A 21,234-nucleotide genomic window follows, 5' to 3' on the forward strand; every position below is an offset into this window, starting at 1 on the left:
CTCTGAAACTGTGAAGTCGAGTTTTGAACCGCATTGGAGTTCGCTCCATATTTCTGTGACAAGTATTGACTTCTTTCTTGTAAAATCTCTGCTTCTACCGCCGTTTGCCACACAATCAATTGTTCCGATGCCTTACTTTGTAAGGAATTATATACGTAGGTTTGATATTCTTGAACAGATGCGTAGTGATCACTCGTTGTAATCGAGTTCACCATCATAGTAATCTGAGCTTGCACCTGTGCTTCCCATTGGGTCTGTAAAATACTCACACCCTGAAATACAAACGAGTCCCAGTTTCCTACCGTTTGCATTCCATTGGCGACATTAAAAGTCTGGTCCATAGAAGTAGCGTTAAACACAGGCGTATTTAGGTTTGGAACCACGACAGGCGGGGCGTATAACGGACTAAAAACTGACAACAAAAGACTAAAAACCAAAGCTCTAAGACTGTAACTTATTTCTATTATATATCTTTTTTCTAATTTAGTTTCCATTGTATTACCACCACCCTTCGCAAACTTAATTCCGTTTCTCTAATTCAAATTCACTTGCAAAAAATATACATTCAAAATTAGCAATATACTTTAAAACACTACTGTTCTCCAAAGGAAAGAGCTGACTGCGCCGTCCTCTGCTACTCCACACATTCGGGACTATTGATACACGAAGTTAAAGAAGTGTAACAGAAGTTAGATACTCCGCAACTATACGGCGCCGCAAAAGTACATCCGTCGATAGTTCCCGCGTAATAACATTTACTTTCTCCGTTTCCGATACTGATAAAAATCGAAGTGGAACTACTACCACCCGCAGCAGTATTTGCTGTAACCGTATAATTCCCGCTGCTAGTGGAAACAGGGTATCCTGAAATATTTCCAGTCGAAGAATCCCAAAAAAGACCCGCAGGTAAAGTTGGCGTAATCGTAAACGAAGTGATCGGACTTCCTGACAGTGGACTTGGATTACTTGGAATGATCGAAGTCGAAAACCGATTCAGGCCGGGCATAGGCTGAGTGTATCCGGTCACAGGAGTAAAATACCCAAATACGACGTTTCTAGTCGCGAGCGTAAAAGTGGTTTGTCTTGAACCAGCAGAGTTGGTGGCCGTTACGGTATACGTCGTCGCCGGATCCGAAACCGATGTAGGTGTTCCGGATATAACTCCCGTGCTTGTGTTAAAACTAAGTCCCGCTGGAAGAGCCGGACTAATAGACCAAGAACTAATCTGATTTGGAATATTCGGAGTATAACTTGGGTTCATGGAAGCAATCGGTGAGTTAGTTGGAAATGTGCACTGACTACTACAAGACGGATAAGACAAAGCCGTGATTTGTCCAATGGCAACTTGCAAAGAAAACGAAACCGAATCGGAAGCGTTCACATTTGTGGCCGTTATAGTGTAATTCGTAGAACCAGTTACCGTTGTCGGAGTTCCAAAAATGGTTCCATTGCTAGTGTTAAAATTCAATCCCGCTGGAAGTGTCGCAGGAGAAATAGAATACGTGATCGTACCGCTTCCAAATCCGTTTACTGTAGGCAAATAGGTGATTCCGACACCCAAAGACAAAATGTTATTCCCCGGTTGAAGAAAACTGTAGGTCAAAGTAGGATCATAGTTTGTCGAAAAGGAAATTTTGGCGGTTGTGTTCTGATCTTGATAAAGTTTTCTATCCTTATTATTGCGAATACTGTAATTTAAAGAAATTGTATATTCTGAACTTGGAACCGTTACCGTAGGAGTTCCGGTAATCCATCCAGTAAAAGAATCAAAAAAAATACCCGCCGGAAGGTTGGGAGAAATCGAAAAGGACTTAAATTCCAAAGAAGTATTTGGGTCTTGGGTAATAGTTGGGGTTAAAAACATATTACTGACCAATACTGGATAAGATCGATTGAGGATGGAACCTCCCGTATCCGAATATTGAAACGTAACGGTCGGTGCATTTGTGTCCGTACTGTTTCCGAGAGATGCAGGCGGGCGGCTCGTGCCGATGAGCGCTATCAATAAGTCCTCCCCTCCCTTCTCTTTGTTATCACAATTGAAAACTACAAAACTAAATACAACCCAACATACGATCCGTAAAAACTTAAAATTCGATCGAACCGGTTTACGATTCCAAATTAACAACAAACATAAGTTAAAAAATACTTTTCCAATTCTTTTCATTTACTTTTACAATTCCCTAAAATTCAAATCATCTAAAGCGATCCCAGCTCCAACGCTCTACACGTATAATCAAATAAAATTATATAATCTTTTTAAAATATTATTGGCACAAACTACATTCCAGAATTCTTATAGCACGCCTCTAAAATAAAATTCAAAATTATTAATGTAAATTAAATCCACCTTCGTCCTTCATATGCAACGAGTTCGCCTTTTGTTAACTTCTTCCTCTCTTACAAGCTTTGAGAATTTTTTCATCAACTACCTTTGATTCCAAATCAAAGATCGTAAATTTCTTATACATAAGTGTTTCACCCGTCTTTAACGTCAGGACATACGTGTCATTTCCGCATTCCGTTACGTCTTCAATCTTTTCAAAGTTATCTTTCTCTGTTTCTAAAACCGGAGAATATTTTCTTACAAACGCCACTTCACTTTTTGGAAGTTTAGCTCCAAAAAAATACTTAAAATCACCAAATACGTTTTTAGGTTGTTTGATGATTTGAAGGACCAAAGATTTACTCGGATTTAGCTTTTCGTATTCTACACTTTCGCTTAATTTTGTACTTTGGAAAAGAAAATAACCCAAGATACAAGCGATCGCTGTTACAACGATGTTTAAGGTTAAAAGAAATATTTTCATGATTCGTTTATGATCCCATTTGAATAGCTTTGATTCATTTGTGATTTTAAGATACACATAAATTCACAAATTAAAAACGAAAATCAAAAACAATACCTTCGTCTACTCAAATTTTTCAAACTTTATAAAAAAAGAATACGAATGCCCGATACTTACAGAAATTTATTTTGCAATGCGCCAAAATATAATCGTATCTTATTCAAAAGATCAAACTATAAGGACCTACTCAGTTTTGAGGCCGATTCTTATAAAACAAAACCTTCTTTTAAATAACGCGAACTCGACTTTAAATAAGCCTAACCCGCTTAGACTCTTAACAAAACGCCAGATCAACAAATGGAATTCTTGATGTTACTGTTTTATGAGTTCAATAAAATCCATAGAAACTCAGAAAAATATTCCATTATATTGATTGTTTAATTGTTCTATAAAACCGATTACCTCTCTCAGAAGACAGTAACTCATTTCTACTACATCTCGTTTTGTAAATGCAGTTTTTATTGTTTTCCTTTCTTGTCTTTTATCCTCAAAAAATATAATATAAATTCGTAATACGCCTAGCTCGCTTTCTGTCGAAAAAAAACATAAGTTGTTATGCTGCTTTTTTTCTATACGTTAAATTACGGTCCCGCAACACATCTTACATAATAACCCCAGTCCTTGGTAGAGGTCACGTATGCACTGCCGTACAAAAAATTTACAGTCCAAGCGTTCGCAAAATTCGTGTTAGTTGTAGTGGAAGTCCAATAATAATCCCCTCCTGCAATCAATACACTCGTGTCCATTGCAGGATTTAGCTGTGACCGATCCACGATACTTTTTAACTCGTTGATATTCGGTAGTCTCCATGTTTTACCTGCTGGCAAAACCGGTGGCTTTTTCGCCAAAGATCCATTACAGTATCTCAATGCATCTCCCCAATGGTATTGATCCGCATTACCAGACAAATTTCCACTCGACATCCCGCAAGTTGATCTACCCGAACCATTATGCGAACCTAATCCCGCAGCGCAAATCTGCCAAATCAGCCCCGTTCTTTTATCTAAAACGGTTCCGTCCAATTTATCTTCAAAGCGTGTCGGAGGAGCATCCGCTTGGATTTGCACGGTCAACATCCATATAAAACAAAACAGGCAAACATATAACTTTCTAATTTTCATTTTTATTTCTCCTATTCAGAGGACAAAAAATAGACGATAAAGGACACATACGGAGAGTGTTAGCCCCGTAAAAAAGACAAGAAATTCATTATAATATATTATATTTTTAAAATACATTTTACAATCTCCCTTCCACCTTTCACACATCAGCCCAAGTCACATTCTTAATTTATAATGCACTTATGGCAAAAAACACCTGCAAACTTCTCATTACATATTATTTTTAAATATAAAACTTCTATTATGCTCTATTTTCTGCCCTTAAAAAAATAATTTCAAAACCTGCACCACGCTCAAATTCAAGACTCCCCTCAACCAAAAAGCAGATACATCAAGCTTTCATAATGGATTATAAAAATCCTTATCTTTCAAAATCATAGAAGGATACATTCGAAATTCTTGATACAATTCCTTTCTTAAACAAATCTCAGCAATTTTGTTACTTACTTATCTCCAGTCTCGACTTCGTCGATAACCAATGACAACACTTTGCCACCTCTTAACTATTTCGTTCTCCATGGGCCGCTCTACATTTCTGAATCACGGCGCACTTGGAATACTTCCAGAAACACAACGCACCCTTTTCCCGGAACCTAACGGAGCAAAATATACGTTTTGTTTACAAAAATCCACATACCAAGTATTACTTAGGTTCGAAGTGAAAAAAGAAGAGCTCCAAAAATCCAACTCTACCCCTACCCCAGAACATCCCCACGAGAATGGAATCGAATGTGTTCCTTGGTATCCCAATACGGTTTCCAATTCTTCTGCGGCAGGAAGTCTCCAATCCGTTCTGTTTGCGTATCCTCTTGTTGTTCCTCCCACAACAGGAATCGAATTTAAATTAGAACAATACTGCAACGCGTCATAAAAGTTGTAATAACCACCCGTAACACTGTTGTGCCAAACCAGAGTCGTTTTATCATCTTTGGTAGCGGCTTCCGTTGGATAAGTCGAGTTAGTAGCAGAGGAAGTACTCATAACCGAACCAAGCTGAAAAAAACCATCCTGTCCTTGTCTCGGATCTCCCCAAATACTGCTCGTGTTACCTAAACAATTTGCCCAATCGGTTGCACCTGCAAAAGAAAAACAATAGACCTGTCCCGTCTTAAACACCAAACTTTTATACGTTACAGGCACGGTAGAAAAGTAAGAACCTGTCATAAACACACCCGCCACTTGCCCCGACACGTCGTTACTTTGTGCTGAATTATCCGAAACGTCTTTCACTGAATTCTTATCGAGTTGCCAACGTAAATAAGCGTTTTCCGGAAAACGAACCCAAGGTAAGGTCACAGTCAATACGTTATGCGCTTCTCCAGCATCAGAGTTCCATGCATAATTCGGTTTATACGAAGCATTAAAAGGAAATGTAACCCAAGAACTACCATTAAAGTATTGAAGAGTAAATACAGGTGTAGTGTTCTTCATTGGCTCACTAAAAGTGATAACTATCTTACCCGGATCCGGTTTTACGTTATGACTATTAATCGAAGGTGTAACTTTTACAACCTGAGGAGGGTCAATATCCTTCCAAACGTCAATCTCTCTACTTGCATATTGTGGACCAAAACCAGGTGAAGCATTGGCAACACAGATCAAAAGCTTACTTCGGTCTAAAGAAAAGTTCAGGTTATTGATTTGAGAAACAATAGCAATCGGATTCGCCGCTCCTAAACTTCCGCTCACATTCGAATTAGAACCGAACAAAGTAATTCCGTTATTACAACTACAATCTCCTTCCGTGGTATAAAGATTTCCGGCAGTATCTTTATATTTACCTGTAGGACAATTAGCAACCCCCGGATTAGGGCATAGAACACACATATCTGATTTCGGACACACGTCCTGAGATAAGGGACAAACGGACTCAGACTTTTTCTTTAGAAAATAACTCACCTTATTACCGCTTACTTCCCAAGAAATCTGAGGAGAAATTAAATTGTCTATGACCACATAACCAGAATAAGGTGCCGGAATTGTGCTTAAAATGTTAATCGTCGGCAAGGTGGTATCTATGGAATAAGTGGCTGACTGAACCGCGCTTAGATTCCCCGCTTTATCTCTTGCTAAAAACCGATACGTGCGATTTAAGGTTCCATTTGGCAAAAGGATTGAATTTGAGTACGCAGATCCAGTAAGTACCGTACCCGTACTACCAGAAATCGTCGGATTGGTTCCATCAATTGTATAAGCAATCACACTACAAGCAGCGCCACTATTATCAGTACACTGCAACGCAAAGTTTTGTTCCTTACCATAATTTCCAGCAGCTGGATTGGGAGTCACTGTCGGAGGAGTATCATCTCTAACCACTGTTAAACTAGCTTGTCCAGTAAAACCAGCAGTCACACATACATATAACGGATTCGTACCTACACTCAAAGAACCTGCGTTGATTATAAACGTATTAGAAACATTAGCCGAAACATTACCAGAACTCAAGATAGCCCCGTCGTTACAACCGGTTCCATTGGCACGGATCATAAAAGTACCGTTCTGATTGCTTTTCCAGACAAAAGACTGAGAGTTTACAGCACCACTTACATTACTTACATAAAAATTTCCTGTTACACTTTCCAATGTGACGTTCGGAAGGTTATAATTTACTTCGTAGGTAGTAGAATGTACATTTTCTAAATTTCCCGCTAAATCCCTACATCTATACTGAACTGTATAAATTCCTTGTCCAAAAGAACCGACTGTAAAACTAGCCATAGTCGGATTTTTAACATAACCTACCAAAGGAGAAAAAGAAGGAACTTTACCATCTGTAGAGTAAACTAAATTCCCCGGAGCCAAATTATCTGCACAAGTTACAGTAACATTTTGAGCTCCTCCATAAATACCCGAAGCAGGAAAGATAGAAGAAATCGGAGGATTCAAATCATTTGCAAGTAAAGCTAAAATCGGGTTATCTACCACACCATCTCCGTTCTCGTCATAACCTAACCCAGGATAAACGAAAACTTGATTTCCAGTACAATTTGGGCCGGTTTTTAATATCACTGCACCCCCTTCTAAAGCACAAAGATAATAATCTAACAACCCATCTCCATTCACATCCACACCAATCGGTTGTCCTTGTGCGTTATTTACAAAAATGATTTGAGGAACCCCACTTCCATTTAAAGAAATTCCGGAAGTACTGCCATTCCCACTAGGGTCCACTACAATCCCAATAGCAGAAGAACCATGCCCTCCATTTAAATCCACAGACTCTCCCGTGGAAAACGAAAGCGTCAATAGAGAGGCGGCCGCATTTGCTGCGTTAGACGAAGGATCACTCGCCGAAGGCCCCAAAAGGGTCAAAAGAGCGTTGTAAAGCGCCCCACCCGTAGCGCTGGATTTAGGATTACAAGCGGTTATAAATAGTAGTAAAAATAGTATAGTAAATACTTTGGACATTAGATTTTTATCTCCATTCAGAGGATATTGAGCGACCTAACACCGCGACCCGTAGAGAGCGGTGTTCTGAGTTCAAAAAATGAGATAGCCAAAAACCAACATTACCAAACAACCCGCAGAGAGTAAGGTTGAGTTTCGAATGGCGTTGGTTTTCTAGGGAATCGAGATGGACATACAAATTTCTTTTCTCTCGTTCTAGACTGAGGTCAGAAAGTATATTCCTTTGCATCACGTTTTTATAATACATATTAATAAAATTTTCCATCTTCACCTTCCAACATCCTCCCCAAAAAACTACATTCCCATTCATGATGCACCTAAAACACATTACTTTTTACTCAAAAGAAAAGACACATCCACTACATCAATTTTTTATAATACGTCCTTAAACTTCATTACTCCGAGAGCCTAAACCAAATTCACTTCCCACAGAATATAATATAACTTAACATCTCACAATTCCCTTAAAGGCTCGCCACTTTGTCCGACTTCGTTGATAACCAATACTATCCTTATTTAAGACCATCTTGCTCTCCATACCCTTCGATACCTTCAAATCATGGTCCATTTGCAACACAACGTATATATGCAGTATTCGATTTTCCTGTAAAAGGACTCATCCCCCCTGTAGGAAAATAAGCGATCCAAGCATTACTAGGAGATGGAGCATAGGAAGACGAAGACCAATAACCCGCATTTTTAGTATTTGGAAAAAGAACTGGATCAATCGTCACAATAGAACTCGCAGAAGACATATCCACGATACTATTCAATTCTTTAATATTCGGAAGTCTCCAAGACCTACCAGCCAAGCTCAAAGAACTACAATAACTAATCGCTACGGACCAGGTAGGTTTAGTCGCGGTTCCCGTATTACAAGTGTTACCCGAAAGACCAGCACTACATTTCTGCCAAACCAAGTTAGACGTGTTGTCCAAAATTGTTTCGTTGCCTAGATCGGTAAAGGTTTGAGATTGAGTTCCCGCGCCAGAAACACAACGTATATTGTTCGTGTTAGATCGCACGTAGACATCGGAAGCACCGTAGTTAAAGTTTACTCCCCAGGCGTAAAAAGGATTCGATTTTCTTAATGTAGAAGACCAAAAATAATTGGCAATAGGATCTGGAAAACCCTGACTTGGAAAAGCAGCGTTACCTGAACTATAACCGAAGACGGACAGTGTATCTAGTTCTCTTTGAGTAGGAAGTCTCCAATTTGTGATTCCTGCAAAACCTGCTCCTGCATTGCATTCGTTCAAATAAGAACAACCGTTGACACTCGATGGATAAACCTGATTACTATTGTCTTGAAAACTATAAAAAGGCCAATATTCTAATCGAACAGGTTGATTAGATGAGTCCTTAGGAGAACAATTCGCAGATGGAGTAACAATATCCACACAAGAAGTGACTCCACTATTCAAAGCAGAGATTTTACCTTCCGAACAAGTTTTCCATTTTAAACCGGAAGTGTTATCTTCTGTAACTGCGTCATTCGCAAATCCAGAATAATATCGAACCGTATAACTTCTAACCATTCCATATTGGTTCTGGCCGTCTTGGTTGCTTCCAGCACAAGGAACTAAATTGCCAGAAGTATCCCAACAACTAGTCTGATCTGTTTTAAAAGGTTTAAAGAACTCTTGTCTTTGAGCCGTAAAAAATGTTCCTTGAACATCATTCAAAGGAGTATTACCCGCAACATCTCGAAGAACATCTTTAGAAAGAGTCCATGTAACTTTTGCATTTTCTGGAAAACGAATCCAAGACAAATCAATTTGAAGAGTAGTCGCACTGACCCAGGTATATGTTGCCGTAAAATCAATACAATCCCAGCTAACACCATCAAAAACAGAAATGGTCAAAGGAGGATTTGTAGGAATAGGATAACAAACATTTTTAATTTTAGAACCGGAAGAAATTCCACCGAACGAAGTATCCATGTTCTTACTAAAAACAATTTGGATTCTACCTGGACTTGGAGTGACAAACACTGGAGTTGCGATATTAAAGTCTACTGGATTAGTAGAACTAACAGTAGGTCGAGTATTGTCTTTTGTAATCGTAAAAGAAGTATTTCCATAAAGAGGATCTAATGCTGCATTAGCAACACAAATCAAAATAGAATTAGCTCCTGAAACGAAGTTAGAATTTAAAATCGTACTCGTAACTGGCACACCTGCGGTAACGCTACCAGCTACATTTGTACCCGAAAGAATCGTTCCAAAATCACAGTTCGCACCAGAACGAATCGTAAAAACACCGTTACGATCACTCACCCAAGTGACCGACTGATCGCTGGTTGCATTCACAACACGACTAACAGGAGTAAAACTATTTGTAGTTACAGTAGCAACTTGAGTCGTGATAAAATAAGCCGCAGACTGAACAGGCGATAAATTCCCTGCAAGATCTGCCCCTATAAATTTTAAAGTGACTGCAGAATTCACGGGAATAGAAATTGGATTTTGAAATTCTATTCCATTGAGAATAGTACCGTTACTTGCATTGATATTCGGATCCGAGCCATCCAAGGTATAAGCGATTTTTCCACAACCTAAGGGATTGTTATCCAAACAAGAAAAATTGACAGATTGAGCCTTACCATAATTTCCTCCTCCAGGATTAGGAATGATAGAGGGCTGAGATTCATCTCGAACGATTGCTAATGTTTGATAACCGGTAAGCGCCGCTCTTGCACATACAAAAATTGTATTAGGCCCTATATTAAAGCTTGTAGCGGAGATACTAAACGAATTTATAATATTCGCGATAACGTTACCTGATTGAAGAATCGTCCCACTTTGACAATTACTTGCATTCAAACGAATAGAATAAGAGCCCGAGTAATTAGAAGACCAATTGAACGAAGCCGTACCAATTGCACCCGTTAAAGAACTAACACCGGAAGAATTCAAATTTGAAATTGTGACCGTAGGAACATTATGATTGAATTCGTACGGATCCGTATGAACGTTTTCTACGTTACCTGCCAAATCTCTACATCGATATTTAACCGTATAAGTACCATCGCTACTACCTAACGTAAATTTTTTAAGTTTCGGATTGGAAATACTACCTTGAATGGGTTCAAAAGAAGGAGTAGAAGAATCGATCGTATAAATGATGTTACCCGGAGCTACTGAATCGTTACAAGCAATCGTTAATTCAGTGGAAGAACCGTAAATCCCAGGACTCGGGCTGATCACAGAGTTTGGAGGATTAGAATCACTGGCAATTTGAGAAAGGATAGGATTGTCTGCAACACCGTCTCCATTTGTATCATATCCTTGCCCAACAATTACGGTCACCGCATTCCCAGTACAACGAGAACCAGTAGTTAAATAATAGTCTTTAGTGCTTTTATAACAAATATAATAATCTGCAACTCCGTTCCCATCCGTATCTATGGCAAAGGGAATTCCTTTTTCATCAAATAAAAAGATAATATCTGCAACTCCGTTATTTCTAGTAGAAATACCAAGTGTAGAATCATCACCAGTTGCAGAAACAACTGTTCCAGTATCACCTCCACTCAAACCGTTCAAATGAGACATATCGCCAATTACAAACGGATTTGTGGAAGGATAAAAAATTCCATTTATATAAGAACCTTGGTTGGCCAGACCTAAATAAGAAAGCAAAGAGTAATCAGTGCTCTGCGGTTTACAAAAGAACGAAAAGCAGAAAATAAGCAAAAGAAACTGAAACAAAACGAAATAACGTTTCAAAATCATCTTAAGTCCCCTTTCCAAATAATAAGTTTAAAAACTCAAATGCCGACCCAGCCTAACAATTGTTAGGCGATTTCTAAAAGAGCTAAAAGTGCAGTATTTAACACTACAAATCTACCCCAAACTAAAACGAGCTACGTTACAACAGGATTAACAAGACCTTAAGTTCGCTAAGAACCAACTTTTTGTTAATTACAAACCAAAGCGCACCCGTTCGCTCAGGTGATACAAGAAAGATTATCTGAGATAAATTGCAAATAAAAAAATCACATTATTTGAAAAAAATGCTGGAATATGTGTTGCCTCTGTATAGATAAGTCAATTAAGAGATAAAAACAAGGAAAAATTATCACATTTCATTTGTAATGTAAAAAACAGAAAGTTTTTGTAAAAATCTCGGATTTTATAAAGAGAAACGGGAAAACCTAAGTAAGGTTTAAAAGAAAAAGCGGAATCGACTTAAAAGATGAAAAGAAAATATCACACCTTAATCCTAGGCTTAATGTTCTTAACGCTTTTTTTCTCATCGAAGATTCGATCCCAAACTACAAAACAACCTCCGATAAAGATAACCTTGGATCAAGCTGTGCTCATCGGTTCCAGCAATAGTGTGGTCCTCAAAGTATTAGAAGCCAAAAAAGAAGTAAGTAAAATGTTGATTACAGAAAAATGGAGAGAGTTTCTTCCTAAATTCGGAATTCAATACTATGGCCTCAGAAATCAAAACGTAAATTCAGCGGATAATATATACAACGATATTCGTTTAACGGTTCAACAGTTGATCTTTGACGGCGGAGAAGCGAATCTCAATTTAGAAATTGCAAAGTTATCCGAACTACTCAACGAACAAGACTTTAAAATCAATCTTTCCAGACTTCGCCTAGACATTCAAAAAGCATATTTCAGAGCATTAGCACTAAAAGGAAAAGTTTATATTCAAAAAAAAGCTCAAGAAAAAGCTCAAGAAGCACTTCGAAAAGGACAAGTAGAATTAAGACAAGGGTTTATCACGAAAGTTCAATTAATGGATTTAGAAAGTAAATTAAAACAAACTGAGTTTAATGTGCAAAAATCTAAAAATGACAGTGATCAAGCCTTATTAGACTTAAAACAGGTCATGAACTTAGATTATTACGCAGAAATTGAACTAAACGAAAGTATATTTTTTGACTTTATCATCAATGCACCACCTAACACGCATAATTTGGATGAGTTAATTTCTAAAGCAAAAAACGGGCGCGAAGATTTGAAAAAAATGCAAATCATTGTTAAAAAGTTAAAAAACGAAAAAGAAGTATTAGATAATCAGTATATGCCAAAAGTTTATGTAGGTGCCTACGCCGGAAGAAACGGAAACAATAATCAATTCACTCATGATAGTTACGGGGTCAATTTTAATCTAGTGATGCCTTTGGGTAGTAGTGTGGTTCAATCCAATGGAAACACTGGGGTTCAAAAAGACGGAAACGGAATTCAAACCTATCCCGGATTTGGAAATCAAACCGTGGGTCCCGGAACAAACAGTTATAACTCCACTTCCGTTCGATTGTTCGACAATTTAAGTCAGTCCAGAAAAGCTATGGAAGGTGAGATACAACTTGCCGAAGCACTATTAAATTATCGTAATATGGAAAACCAAGTTGGATTCGAAATTAAAAAAAGTGTAGATAAGCTTAATCAATCTTGGGAGCTCATCAACATCGCTAATTCGAGAATTAACCTTCAGGTAGAATCCGGAAGGGCAATGGCCGCAAAGGTAGCCTACGGCCATGCGAAAAAAGAAGATCAGATCAATTCCGAATTAGAAATGATCAAATCCCAAGAAGATCTCACGGATGCATTAACTTCCTATGCAATTAACTGTTATGAGTACGCTCAAATTACAACGGACGAAGGTGGCTTAAGAAAATTAATCCAATACTCCAAAGGTTCGGGAAACTCGATATTATCCAATTTAATTAAAAATCAAGAAACGGGATCTAAGCCCAAAAAATAGGATTAGAAAAAATGACTTACACGTTTAAAAACCATAAGAGAATTTCCATCATCCGATTTTGTATTCAGATTTCGTTTTTTACCTTCGTTGTTCTAAACTTAAACTGTCAAGATACGGGAGAAAAACTTTTAGGACTGGGGGCGTTATGGGGAGATCCACCTCCAGAAGTTATCTTTAGTAGCCCTGCTTCAGGAAGTGATAGTCTTCCATCTACACAGAAATTTGACGTTGGGTTTAGTAGAGAAATGAATATGCAAAGTTGTAGAATTGCATTCAGTATGTCTCCACAAACTACTGGTTTTTTTACAGAACTAAATGGAACCGTTCTTACATTTGCACCATCTATGCCCTTAAATCCAGGAAGTTATACTTATACGGTAACTAAAAACTGTGAAGACAAAGCTGGTCTGGATCTCAAAGACCCTTTCAGTGCTTCTATTACTATTGGAAGCGCAAGCGCTGCAGGACTGTCTCCCTCCATAAGTGGGATGTTTGTTTATGCTGGGAACGCACCAGTTTGTAATGCTGGAACTGCTACAATGACCGATTTTTTTGCAAGTAACGTGACTACTGCCTGTATGGGAAATCCATTAGTAAATCAAGTTATTGTAAACTTTTCTAGACCAATGAACACTACGGCAACATTAAACGCTCTTTCTATCAGTCCTACAGTATCCGCAAATTACGTTTGGAACTCTCCCAATACTCTAACAATCCAACCGGATTTCGCTTTCAATTCTAACCAAAGATATATAGTCAATTTTGGAACGGGTGCCAAAGATCAAAACGGAATTGCTCTTAGTGGAAATACGGTAGGCACATTTTTTGTAGGCACTGCAAACGCAGGTCCAAATATAAACACGATCACGGTTCCAACTGGCAGTTTAGCAGGATGTCAAGCTGGAATCGGTATTCCTACAGACATCATAGCAACAACTGTAAACAACGGTTGTTTAGGAAATCCGAATACACAATCCATCGTATTTAATTTTAACACTCCTATGAATACTGCGGTTACACAAGCCGCGATCAGCATCTCACCTCCAATAAGTGGAACTTTTGCTTGGTCCGCCGGAAATCAAACCTTAGTATTTACTACGGACTCAAAATTAGAATACGGAACCAGATATAATATTTCGATTGGTACATCTGCCCAAGCCGCCAATCAAACATACTTAACCACACCAGTATCGGCTAGTTTTATCGCGGGTGGAAATAATCCAAATCCAATCGTACAAGCAGTTGGTCTTGTAAGTCAAGTAGGAGCTCCTGGTTGCGCTCCTTCGTTTCCTGCAGTCGGAAGCGCTACCGGTGGAAACTGGACCGCTGCATCTTGTTGGTGGGATAACAGTTTGCCCGTTTTACAACCTAGCAGTTATCGTTTCGAAGGTGGAGACGAAGGAAACAATAACGCAGCTTCGTGTAACAATAAAACAACGGACGACTTCCGACTTGTATTTAATAATTATATGAACTTAGGAAACACTGTAGGATCAGTTTCTTTATCCAGAGAATCCGGAGCTTCTACAGTAATTCGTTTATCTAGTTGGAGTTGGAGTGACTGCCAGGCTGTCTATCCTTTTGGATGTAGAGTTTTAGATCTCAGATTTTCGGAAATGGAATCCAGTTGTGGAGGTGTAAACGAATTCGGAAGTTCTGCAGATTTTAATCTCACAAACGCAAAGTTTGACTTTAGTGCCAACAATGGAGCTATTCCTTACCCGGCTATTCCTACATCGCCTAACTATCCCGTTTATACAATCCAGATAAGCGGGGCGGCAACGGATATATTAGGAAGACCTTTGACGCCATTCAGTTTTTCGGCGGCAAGTCAGTAATAAAACGAAACGGAGAAATTTCAATGAATCAATTATTTTATAAAATTATAATATTATTTTTTACAAGTATAATACTAAACGGTTGCGTAATCTTTGGCAACAAAACTGCTAGGGCTGCAGAAAAAGCTGCAACCGTAAAAGCCAACTATCAAATTGGTTATATAGAAAACCGAGATTTTCGTTTTGATCCATTTCGTATTAAAAATTTCATAAGTTTATTAAAATTTGAAATTATTAGGAACGGGAACGGTCTCGTAGAAGAAGAACCAGAAACTTCTAAAACAAATCCACCGACTCCTGTTGCGACAAGTAATCCTATGTTACAAAACCCAGAAGCTACAACGACGGCCCCATCTACTCCGACTGCCCCTACTACAACTACACCGGAAACTCCCAAACCAACGACTACAACTTCCACCGAAACCAATTCTTCTAAGGATTCTAAACGAATTTTTATGGAGAATGAAATCAAGAATTTGTCTTCTAAGGTAAATTTCGATTATTATCTACAAGGTTCTTTTGGAATGTCGGATAACGGAAGTATTTTAGATCGAAATTTTACAACTCTGATTTTTCTAGACGTTCACGATAAAACAGGAAAACTAGTAAAATCCGTTTCTTATACTCAGGATTCAAAAAATTTCTCCGACGCAGACGATTTAAAACAGGCAAGTATCAGCCTGGTAGATAAGATCATGAAAAAATCTGAAAACAAATAAGGTGAATAAGTTGGATTCTAAAAGTTTAATATTACAAACTAGGCTTTCATTTTTTCTTTTACTAACTACATTCTGTTTATTCCTTTCAGATTGCGGGCCTTCCGAAAAAGAAATGGAAGTGATGTATCAAAAAGGAATTTCTCTTTTTATAGCCAATAAACGAGACGAAGCTCTCAAAGTTTTTAAAGATTTATATAAAGAAAATGAAAATTACAAAGACGTAAAGTTTCTGTTAGGTAAACTTCTGTATTACAATCGTAGGTTTCAAGACGCGGAAAAAATTTTTCAAGAAATCTCCGATAAAGACGATACTGATTACAACGCGTTAGGTTGGTTAATTAAAACTCAATTTGCCGAAACTCCTCTAAAAAAAGATTTAACCGATAATCTTGAAAAATACTTATCTAAAAATTCAGAAAATATAGAAATTCTATTTATAAGCGCCAAACTTTTAGAAGAAACCGGAAAATCAGATCAGGCAATTTTAGCTTATCAAAAAATTATTTCTCAAACTCAGCTAATCGCATTCTCTCATAGCCAACTAAAAAATATATATTCAACTGCTAAATTAGATAAAAAAGCCGCTTATCATCATCAGAAATATTTGGATCTTATGGGACAAACGAACGTTTCGGAAAAATAAAAGTGCAATCAAATACCCTACCCATAAGAACCTCTATAAAGAACCAAGCTTCTAACCTAGGTTTACATTTTCTAAAATCGTGGGAACTCCCACGTCTTTTAACGATGATAAAAACCGAACAACAGCCCATAGATCGACTAAGGAACATATTCTGTAGGAACTACCACGTTTTCTTAAAAACCTACTCCACCTCTGAACGATATTTAAAGTTTTGGGACAAACTCAAAATGAATCTTATTTTTCAAGATAATCACCAAACAGTGATTTTATGCAAAAATTTTATCCAGCAAATTATTATTTTTGAATTTTTAGAAGCCCCTCATTTGAATCTCTGGAGGATAAAAAATTGATCATTAAATTTTTAAAATCTAAATTTGGTAAATTCTTTCTGTTATCTTTAGCAGCATATTTTATCATTTCTCTTTTTTTAACTCGCCTCGCAAAAAATTCTCAAAGTAAAATGTTAAAAAATTCGGTTTCGATGTTAACGAAACCTCTTTCCTTTTCACTTTCCTCTCCTAATCAATCCGAAGAAACATTTTCATCAGAAGAAGAATCACAAAATCTAATGTCCATTTTGGCGATGAATGTAGTTAAAGAATCTATTACACCTACAGTAGAAGCCTCAGGGATGATAGACTTTATAGAAAAAGTAGACGTCTATTCTAAAGTATCCGGAAGAATCGAAAAGGTCTATTTTAAAGAAGGGGAGGAAATTTCTCAAAATCAAAGATTATTTAAAATGGAAACCTTACCGTTAGAACTTGAATTGCTCAAACAAGAATCTACTCTAGAAAGTTCCAAGTCACAGGTAAAACTAGCCAAAGAAAAATATCTGAAAGCAAAAAACAACGTACTTGCTAAAATTCAGGAATACGAAAAGTCGCTTTCCGTTTTAGAAAAATCAAAACAAGAATATGAAAAGGCTAAAAACTCTTTTGCCGGTATAGAAGAAATCTATAACGCAGGGGGATTTACTAAGGAAGAATTCGAAAACGCTAAACTAAATCTAAATTCCAAAGAGACCTCCTATCAAATCGCGGAAAAGGACGTAGAAATCAGAAGTATCGGTTTAACAGATAAAGACATATTAAGAAATAATTATAAACTTCCTCAAACAAAAGAGGAACGAACCACAATACTCGAAGAGATCAATAGCCTAATAGAAAAAGCGGAATGGGAAGTAGCAGAAGGTGTTTATAAATCTCATGAAGCACAAGTAAATTCCACAAAAATGATGCTCAAAGAATCTTTAGTATTTTCACCTCTTACAGGAGTAATCTCAAAACAATTCAAAACCGAAGGAGAAATTTTAAGCGGCTCTGGACCAGGACAACACGTTGTATCCGTAATTAACGTCAAACAAGTTTATGCCGTTCTTAACATACCGGAATCAGAATCTATCAACTTAAAAAAAGGAATGAAAGTTTCCTTTTTAGCGGACGTTTATAAAGGTCAACAGTTTCAAGGTATGGTTCAATTATTAAGTCCTATAGTGGATCAAAAAAGTCACACTGTAGAAATCAAAGCCTTAGTAGATAATAAAAACAAACTACTAAAACCAGGAATGTTTATTAGAGCGAATATTACCACTGGTCAAGAACAACCTACAATACGAATTCCAAGCAACGCAGTTGTGTTAAACGAAGACGGAACCACAGGAATTGTTTGTGTAGTCCGCAATGGAAAGAGTTATAGAAACGAAGTCAAGTTAGGATCTCAGAGTGAAGGTAAGATCGTAATTTCGGAAGGTCTAACGGAAGGTGACGTTGTCCTTCTCGAAAGAATATCACAACTCAGGGACGGTATGTCCGTGAACCCCTACTTCGACAAACGATGAAAAGTGTAGTTCGTTTTTGTGTTTCAAAACCGATTACGGTTTTGATGGCTTGGTTTGCGATCATAATTTTTGGAATCATTGGATTAAAAAATGCTAAAATAACTTTACTTCCTGAAATTGTATTTCCTAAAATTTCAGTAATTACAGGTTATCCAAACGCTTCTCCCGAAGAGATAGAAAATCTAATCACCAAACCTCTAACCGATTCCATCGGCACCGTAGGAGGTATAGAAAAAGTAACCTCCGAATCCTTAGAAGGAATTTCGATCATCACAGTTCAGTTTTCTTTTCATAAGTCAGTGGACTTTGCAATGATAGAACTGCGAGAAAAAATCGACCTAATCCGAGATCAACTTCCTCAAGACGCCAGTAAACCAATTGCAACGAGGTTTGATCCTGCACAATCAGCATTTCAAGAAATTATAATATTCCCAAAAAATGAATCAGATTCTAAATCTCTCAAATCTTTTATAGAAGAAAATGTAAAAGTATTTTTGGAAAGAATCGAAGGTATGGCTTACGTACAAATTTCCGGAGGATTTGAAAAAGAAGTTAGAGTAGAGATTGATCCGGAAAGAATGACAACCTACGGAGTTTCTATACCAGAAATCCAAAAGTCAATTGTCTCTGCAAACATCAATGTTCCTGCAGGAAGCCTTCCTGTAGGAAACAAAGACCTATTACTTAGAACTGTAGGAGAATATAAATCCTTAGAAGACATCAAAGAAACGATCATTGCAACTAACAACACTGGAATCCCGATACCAATTGGATCGGTCGCATCCGTTTATAGATCTTATAGAGAAAGAACCGGCTTAGCCAGATACAATGGAAAAGATTGTATCGTTTTATATCTTTATAAAGAATCGGGTAGAAACTCAGTGGAGTTAGCCGATAAAGTCACCAAAGAATTAGAATCGATTAACACTACTTTTGCGGACAAATTGTCCGCACAGTTGGTATACGACGAATCTGTTTTTATACGAGATTCTGTCTGGGGATTGGTTTGGTCTTTGATCTTGGGCGCCTTTTTAGCGTTTTTAATTTTAATGTTACTGATACAAAGTTTTAGAGCTCCTCTAATTTTGTTGATTATCATTCCAGCTTCTTTATTGGCCACTTTTCTTCTCTTTTATATATTTCATATTTCTTTAAACATGATGTCTTTAGGAGGATTAGCTTTAGGCATCGGAATGTTATTCGATACTAGCAACGTTGTATTTTCTTCTATAGAACGTAATCTTACAAAAAGAAAATCAATTTTAGAGTCTTCGATTGAAGGAACCTCTGAAGTAGCAGGATCAATTTTATCTGCTACGTTAACCACAATCATCGTATTCTTACCGATTATATTTATAAAAAGTTTTATTGGGATTTTATTTTCTGAAATGGCAATTGCAATCATTCTTTCCATTTCGATCAGTTTGTTTGCATCAGTAACAATTATACCAACACTTTACGTACTTTTTGAAAATACAAACTTTGATTCAAAGCTGATCGATCATCCCATTTTTGCAAAATCGGCAGACCTATATCAAACCGCATTGATAACGTATGAGAAAAAATTAATAGAATATTTAGAACGTCCAAAAAAACTATTTTCTATTTTACTCACAGGAATCTTTTTTTCATCGATCTTTTTATTTATACTTCCGCGAGAATTTATGCCAACCGTTGATAACGGAGAATTTACGATCAATATAGAAAACGTTCCTAATAGTACTTTAAACAGTACAACCGGAATTGCAGAAGTGATCGAAAAAATCTTACTTTCCAATAAAGATATCAAAAGCGTAATATCTAAAATCGGATCCGATAATGACGATTTTATCGCCAAGGTAAATGGAAACTCCGGCACGAATATTGCCAAAATCAGAGTGATCCTCGTTTCAAATCCAAAACATACAACAACAGAAATTATAGAAGAAGTCAGAAGAAGAATTTCTTTTACGGAAGATATAAGAATTAACTTTGACGCAAATGGAGACATCATCGGTAAAATTTTAGATCCGAACGGTAGCCGATTGAACTTGGAAATCCACGGAGAAGATCTAAAAACACTTTCTACTATCGGAAAAAATCTAATCGACAAACTCAAAAAAGAACAAGTAGCAACCGATCTACGAAACTCTCTCGAAACTAAAAAGAACGAATATGTAATTGAATTCGATCCGATTAAAGCAAGCTCGTTAAAACTCACTAACGACTATATCTCCCAATACGTCAAAGTGGCCAGTTATGGTTCTAACATATCAAAAATTAAATATCAAGAAGATGACCTGAACATTCGTCTTTTAATCAAAAAAGATAGTATAGATAACTTAAATAAACTTCAAAATTTAAATATCAAAACTCCAACGGGTGAGTTTATAAAACTATCTCAATTAGCAAACATTCAAGAAAACACTTCGAGCAGTTCTATTAAAAGATCCGGTAACTCTAGAATCAACGTAGTTCAAGGCAATCTGAACTCCAATAAATCAATCGATTCAATCATTCAAAATATGAAATTACCTCTTGGATATCGCATTAAAATAGGAGGTGAATCTGAAAATATGGAAAAGTCTTTTAAAGAACTATTATTTGCGTTCGCATTAGCTTCCATTTTAATTTATATGTTACTGAGTAGTCAGTTTCAATCTCTCAAACTATCCGCGATTATGATTTGTACTATACCGCTCATGTTTATTGGTATTTTTCCTGCACTTTTTCTCTTTGGCAAAAGTTTTAATATCAGCGCATTCTTAGGACTTGTGTTGTTATTAGGTGTTGTAGTGGATAACGCTTCGCTTTATTATGAATATTTAATAATCTCATTAAACGAATCCAAAGAACTTTCCAAGGCAATCATAGAAAGTGGTAAAATTGTATTTAGACCCATTTTAATGAATAATCTAACTACGATTTTGGGTTTAATTCCAGTCGCCTTTGAGTTTCAAAAAGGAGCGGAGTTTCAATCCCCAATGGCAATTGTTGTCATCATCGGTTTATTATCTTCCTTTGCATTCAGTTTGTTTTTATTACCTATATTATTCTTTTATATATTACAAAAACAGAAATTTAAAACTATTAAATAGAAATATTTA

14 protein-coding genes are annotated in these 21,234 nt (G+C 37.0%); 7 read left to right on the forward strand and 7 right to left on the reverse strand.

Annotated elements, in window-relative coordinates; all coding sequences use genetic code 11:
• From BW942_RS03020 to BW942_RS03055, 7 genes are all read right to left on the reverse strand, one after another.
• Positions 1-494: TIGR04388 family protein (locus BW942_RS03020; RefSeq protein ID WP_082279630.1), on the reverse strand; the 494-nt coding region annotated here is incomplete at its 3' end.
• A gap of 140 nt (positions 495-634) precedes the next feature.
• Entirely contained in the window at positions 635-2,167 is a 1,533-nt protein-coding gene (locus BW942_RS03025) for an Ig domain-containing protein (RefSeq protein WP_001973203.1), read from the reverse strand.
• 217 nt (positions 2,168-2,384) lie between these two features.
• Positions 2,385-2,810 carry a hypothetical protein gene (locus tag BW942_RS03030; RefSeq protein WP_000688885.1) on the reverse strand — a complete coding sequence of 142 codons (426 nt, stop codon included), beginning with the start codon at positions 2,808-2,810 and terminating at the stop codon, positions 2,385-2,387.
• Positions 2,811-3,430: 620 nt separating this feature from the next.
• On the reverse strand, positions 3,431-3,970 hold the full coding sequence (locus BW942_RS03040) for an Lcl C-terminal domain-containing protein (RefSeq protein ID WP_000702258.1): 540 nt from the start codon (positions 3,968-3,970) through the stop codon (positions 3,431-3,433).
• 540 nt (positions 3,971-4,510) lie between these two features.
• Positions 4,511-7,378 carry an Lcl domain-containing protein gene (locus tag BW942_RS03045; protein ID WP_000048631.1) on the reverse strand — a complete coding sequence of 956 codons (2,868 nt, stop codon included), beginning with the start codon at positions 7,376-7,378 and terminating at the stop codon, positions 4,511-4,513.
• A gap of 7 nt (positions 7,379-7,385) precedes the next feature.
• Positions 7,386-7,688, reverse strand: a complete 303-nt coding sequence (locus BW942_RS03050; protein WP_001014223.1) for a hypothetical protein — start codon at positions 7,686-7,688, stop codon at positions 7,386-7,388.
• 247 nt (positions 7,689-7,935) lie between these two features.
• A complete protein-coding gene (locus BW942_RS03055; protein WP_000601490.1) occupies positions 7,936-11,115 on the reverse strand; it encodes an Lcl domain-containing protein in 3,180 nt (1,059 codons plus the stop codon).
• Positions 11,116-11,614: 499 nt separating this feature from the next.
• Between BW942_RS03055 and BW942_RS03060 the strand changes: the two genes are divergently transcribed.
• The 7 genes from BW942_RS03060 to BW942_RS03090 are packed head-to-tail and all read left to right on the forward strand — an operon-like array spanning position 11,615 to position 21,225.
• A complete protein-coding gene (locus BW942_RS03060; protein ID WP_001984489.1) occupies positions 11,615-13,108 on the forward strand; it encodes a TolC family protein in 1,494 nt (497 codons plus the stop codon).
• Between the two features lie 11 nt (positions 13,109-13,119).
• The gene (locus tag BW942_RS03065; protein ID WP_000222559.1) at positions 13,120-14,946 is read left to right on the forward strand and encodes an Ig-like domain-containing domain; all 1,827 of its coding nucleotides are present in this window, start codon (positions 13,120-13,122) and stop codon (positions 14,944-14,946) included.
• A 23-nt stretch (positions 14,947-14,969) separates the two neighbouring features.
• On the forward strand, positions 14,970-15,665 hold the full coding sequence (locus BW942_RS03070; RefSeq protein WP_001072501.1) for a lipoprotein: 696 nt from the start codon (positions 14,970-14,972) through the stop codon (positions 15,663-15,665).
• Position 15,666: 1 nt separating this feature from the next.
• Positions 15,667-16,308, forward strand: coding sequence for a tetratricopeptide repeat protein (locus BW942_RS03075; protein WP_001037109.1), 642 nt, complete (start codon positions 15,667-15,669; stop codon positions 16,306-16,308).
• A gap of 2 nt (positions 16,309-16,310) precedes the next feature.
• Positions 16,311-16,658 (forward strand): hypothetical protein, encoded by a 348-nt coding sequence (locus BW942_RS03080; protein ID WP_001191636.1) that lies wholly within the window; start codon positions 16,311-16,313, stop codon positions 16,656-16,658.
• Positions 16,655-18,148, forward strand: a complete 1,494-nt coding sequence (locus tag BW942_RS03085) for an efflux RND transporter periplasmic adaptor subunit (RefSeq protein ID WP_000584329.1) — start codon at positions 16,655-16,657, stop codon at positions 18,146-18,148. The genes BW942_RS03080 and BW942_RS03085 overlap by 4 nt, the downstream gene beginning before the upstream one ends.
• Positions 18,145-21,225 carry an efflux RND transporter permease subunit gene (locus BW942_RS03090; protein WP_000844268.1) on the forward strand — a complete coding sequence of 1,027 codons (3,081 nt, stop codon included), beginning with the start codon at positions 18,145-18,147 and terminating at the stop codon, positions 21,223-21,225. Before BW942_RS03085 ends, BW942_RS03090 begins: the two co-directional genes overlap by 4 nt.
• Positions 21,226-21,234 lie beyond the last annotated feature (9 nt).

The organism is Leptospira interrogans (genome assembly GCF_900156205.1).
Classification (GTDB): Bacteria; Spirochaetota; Leptospiria; order Leptospirales; family Leptospiraceae; genus Leptospira; species Leptospira interrogans.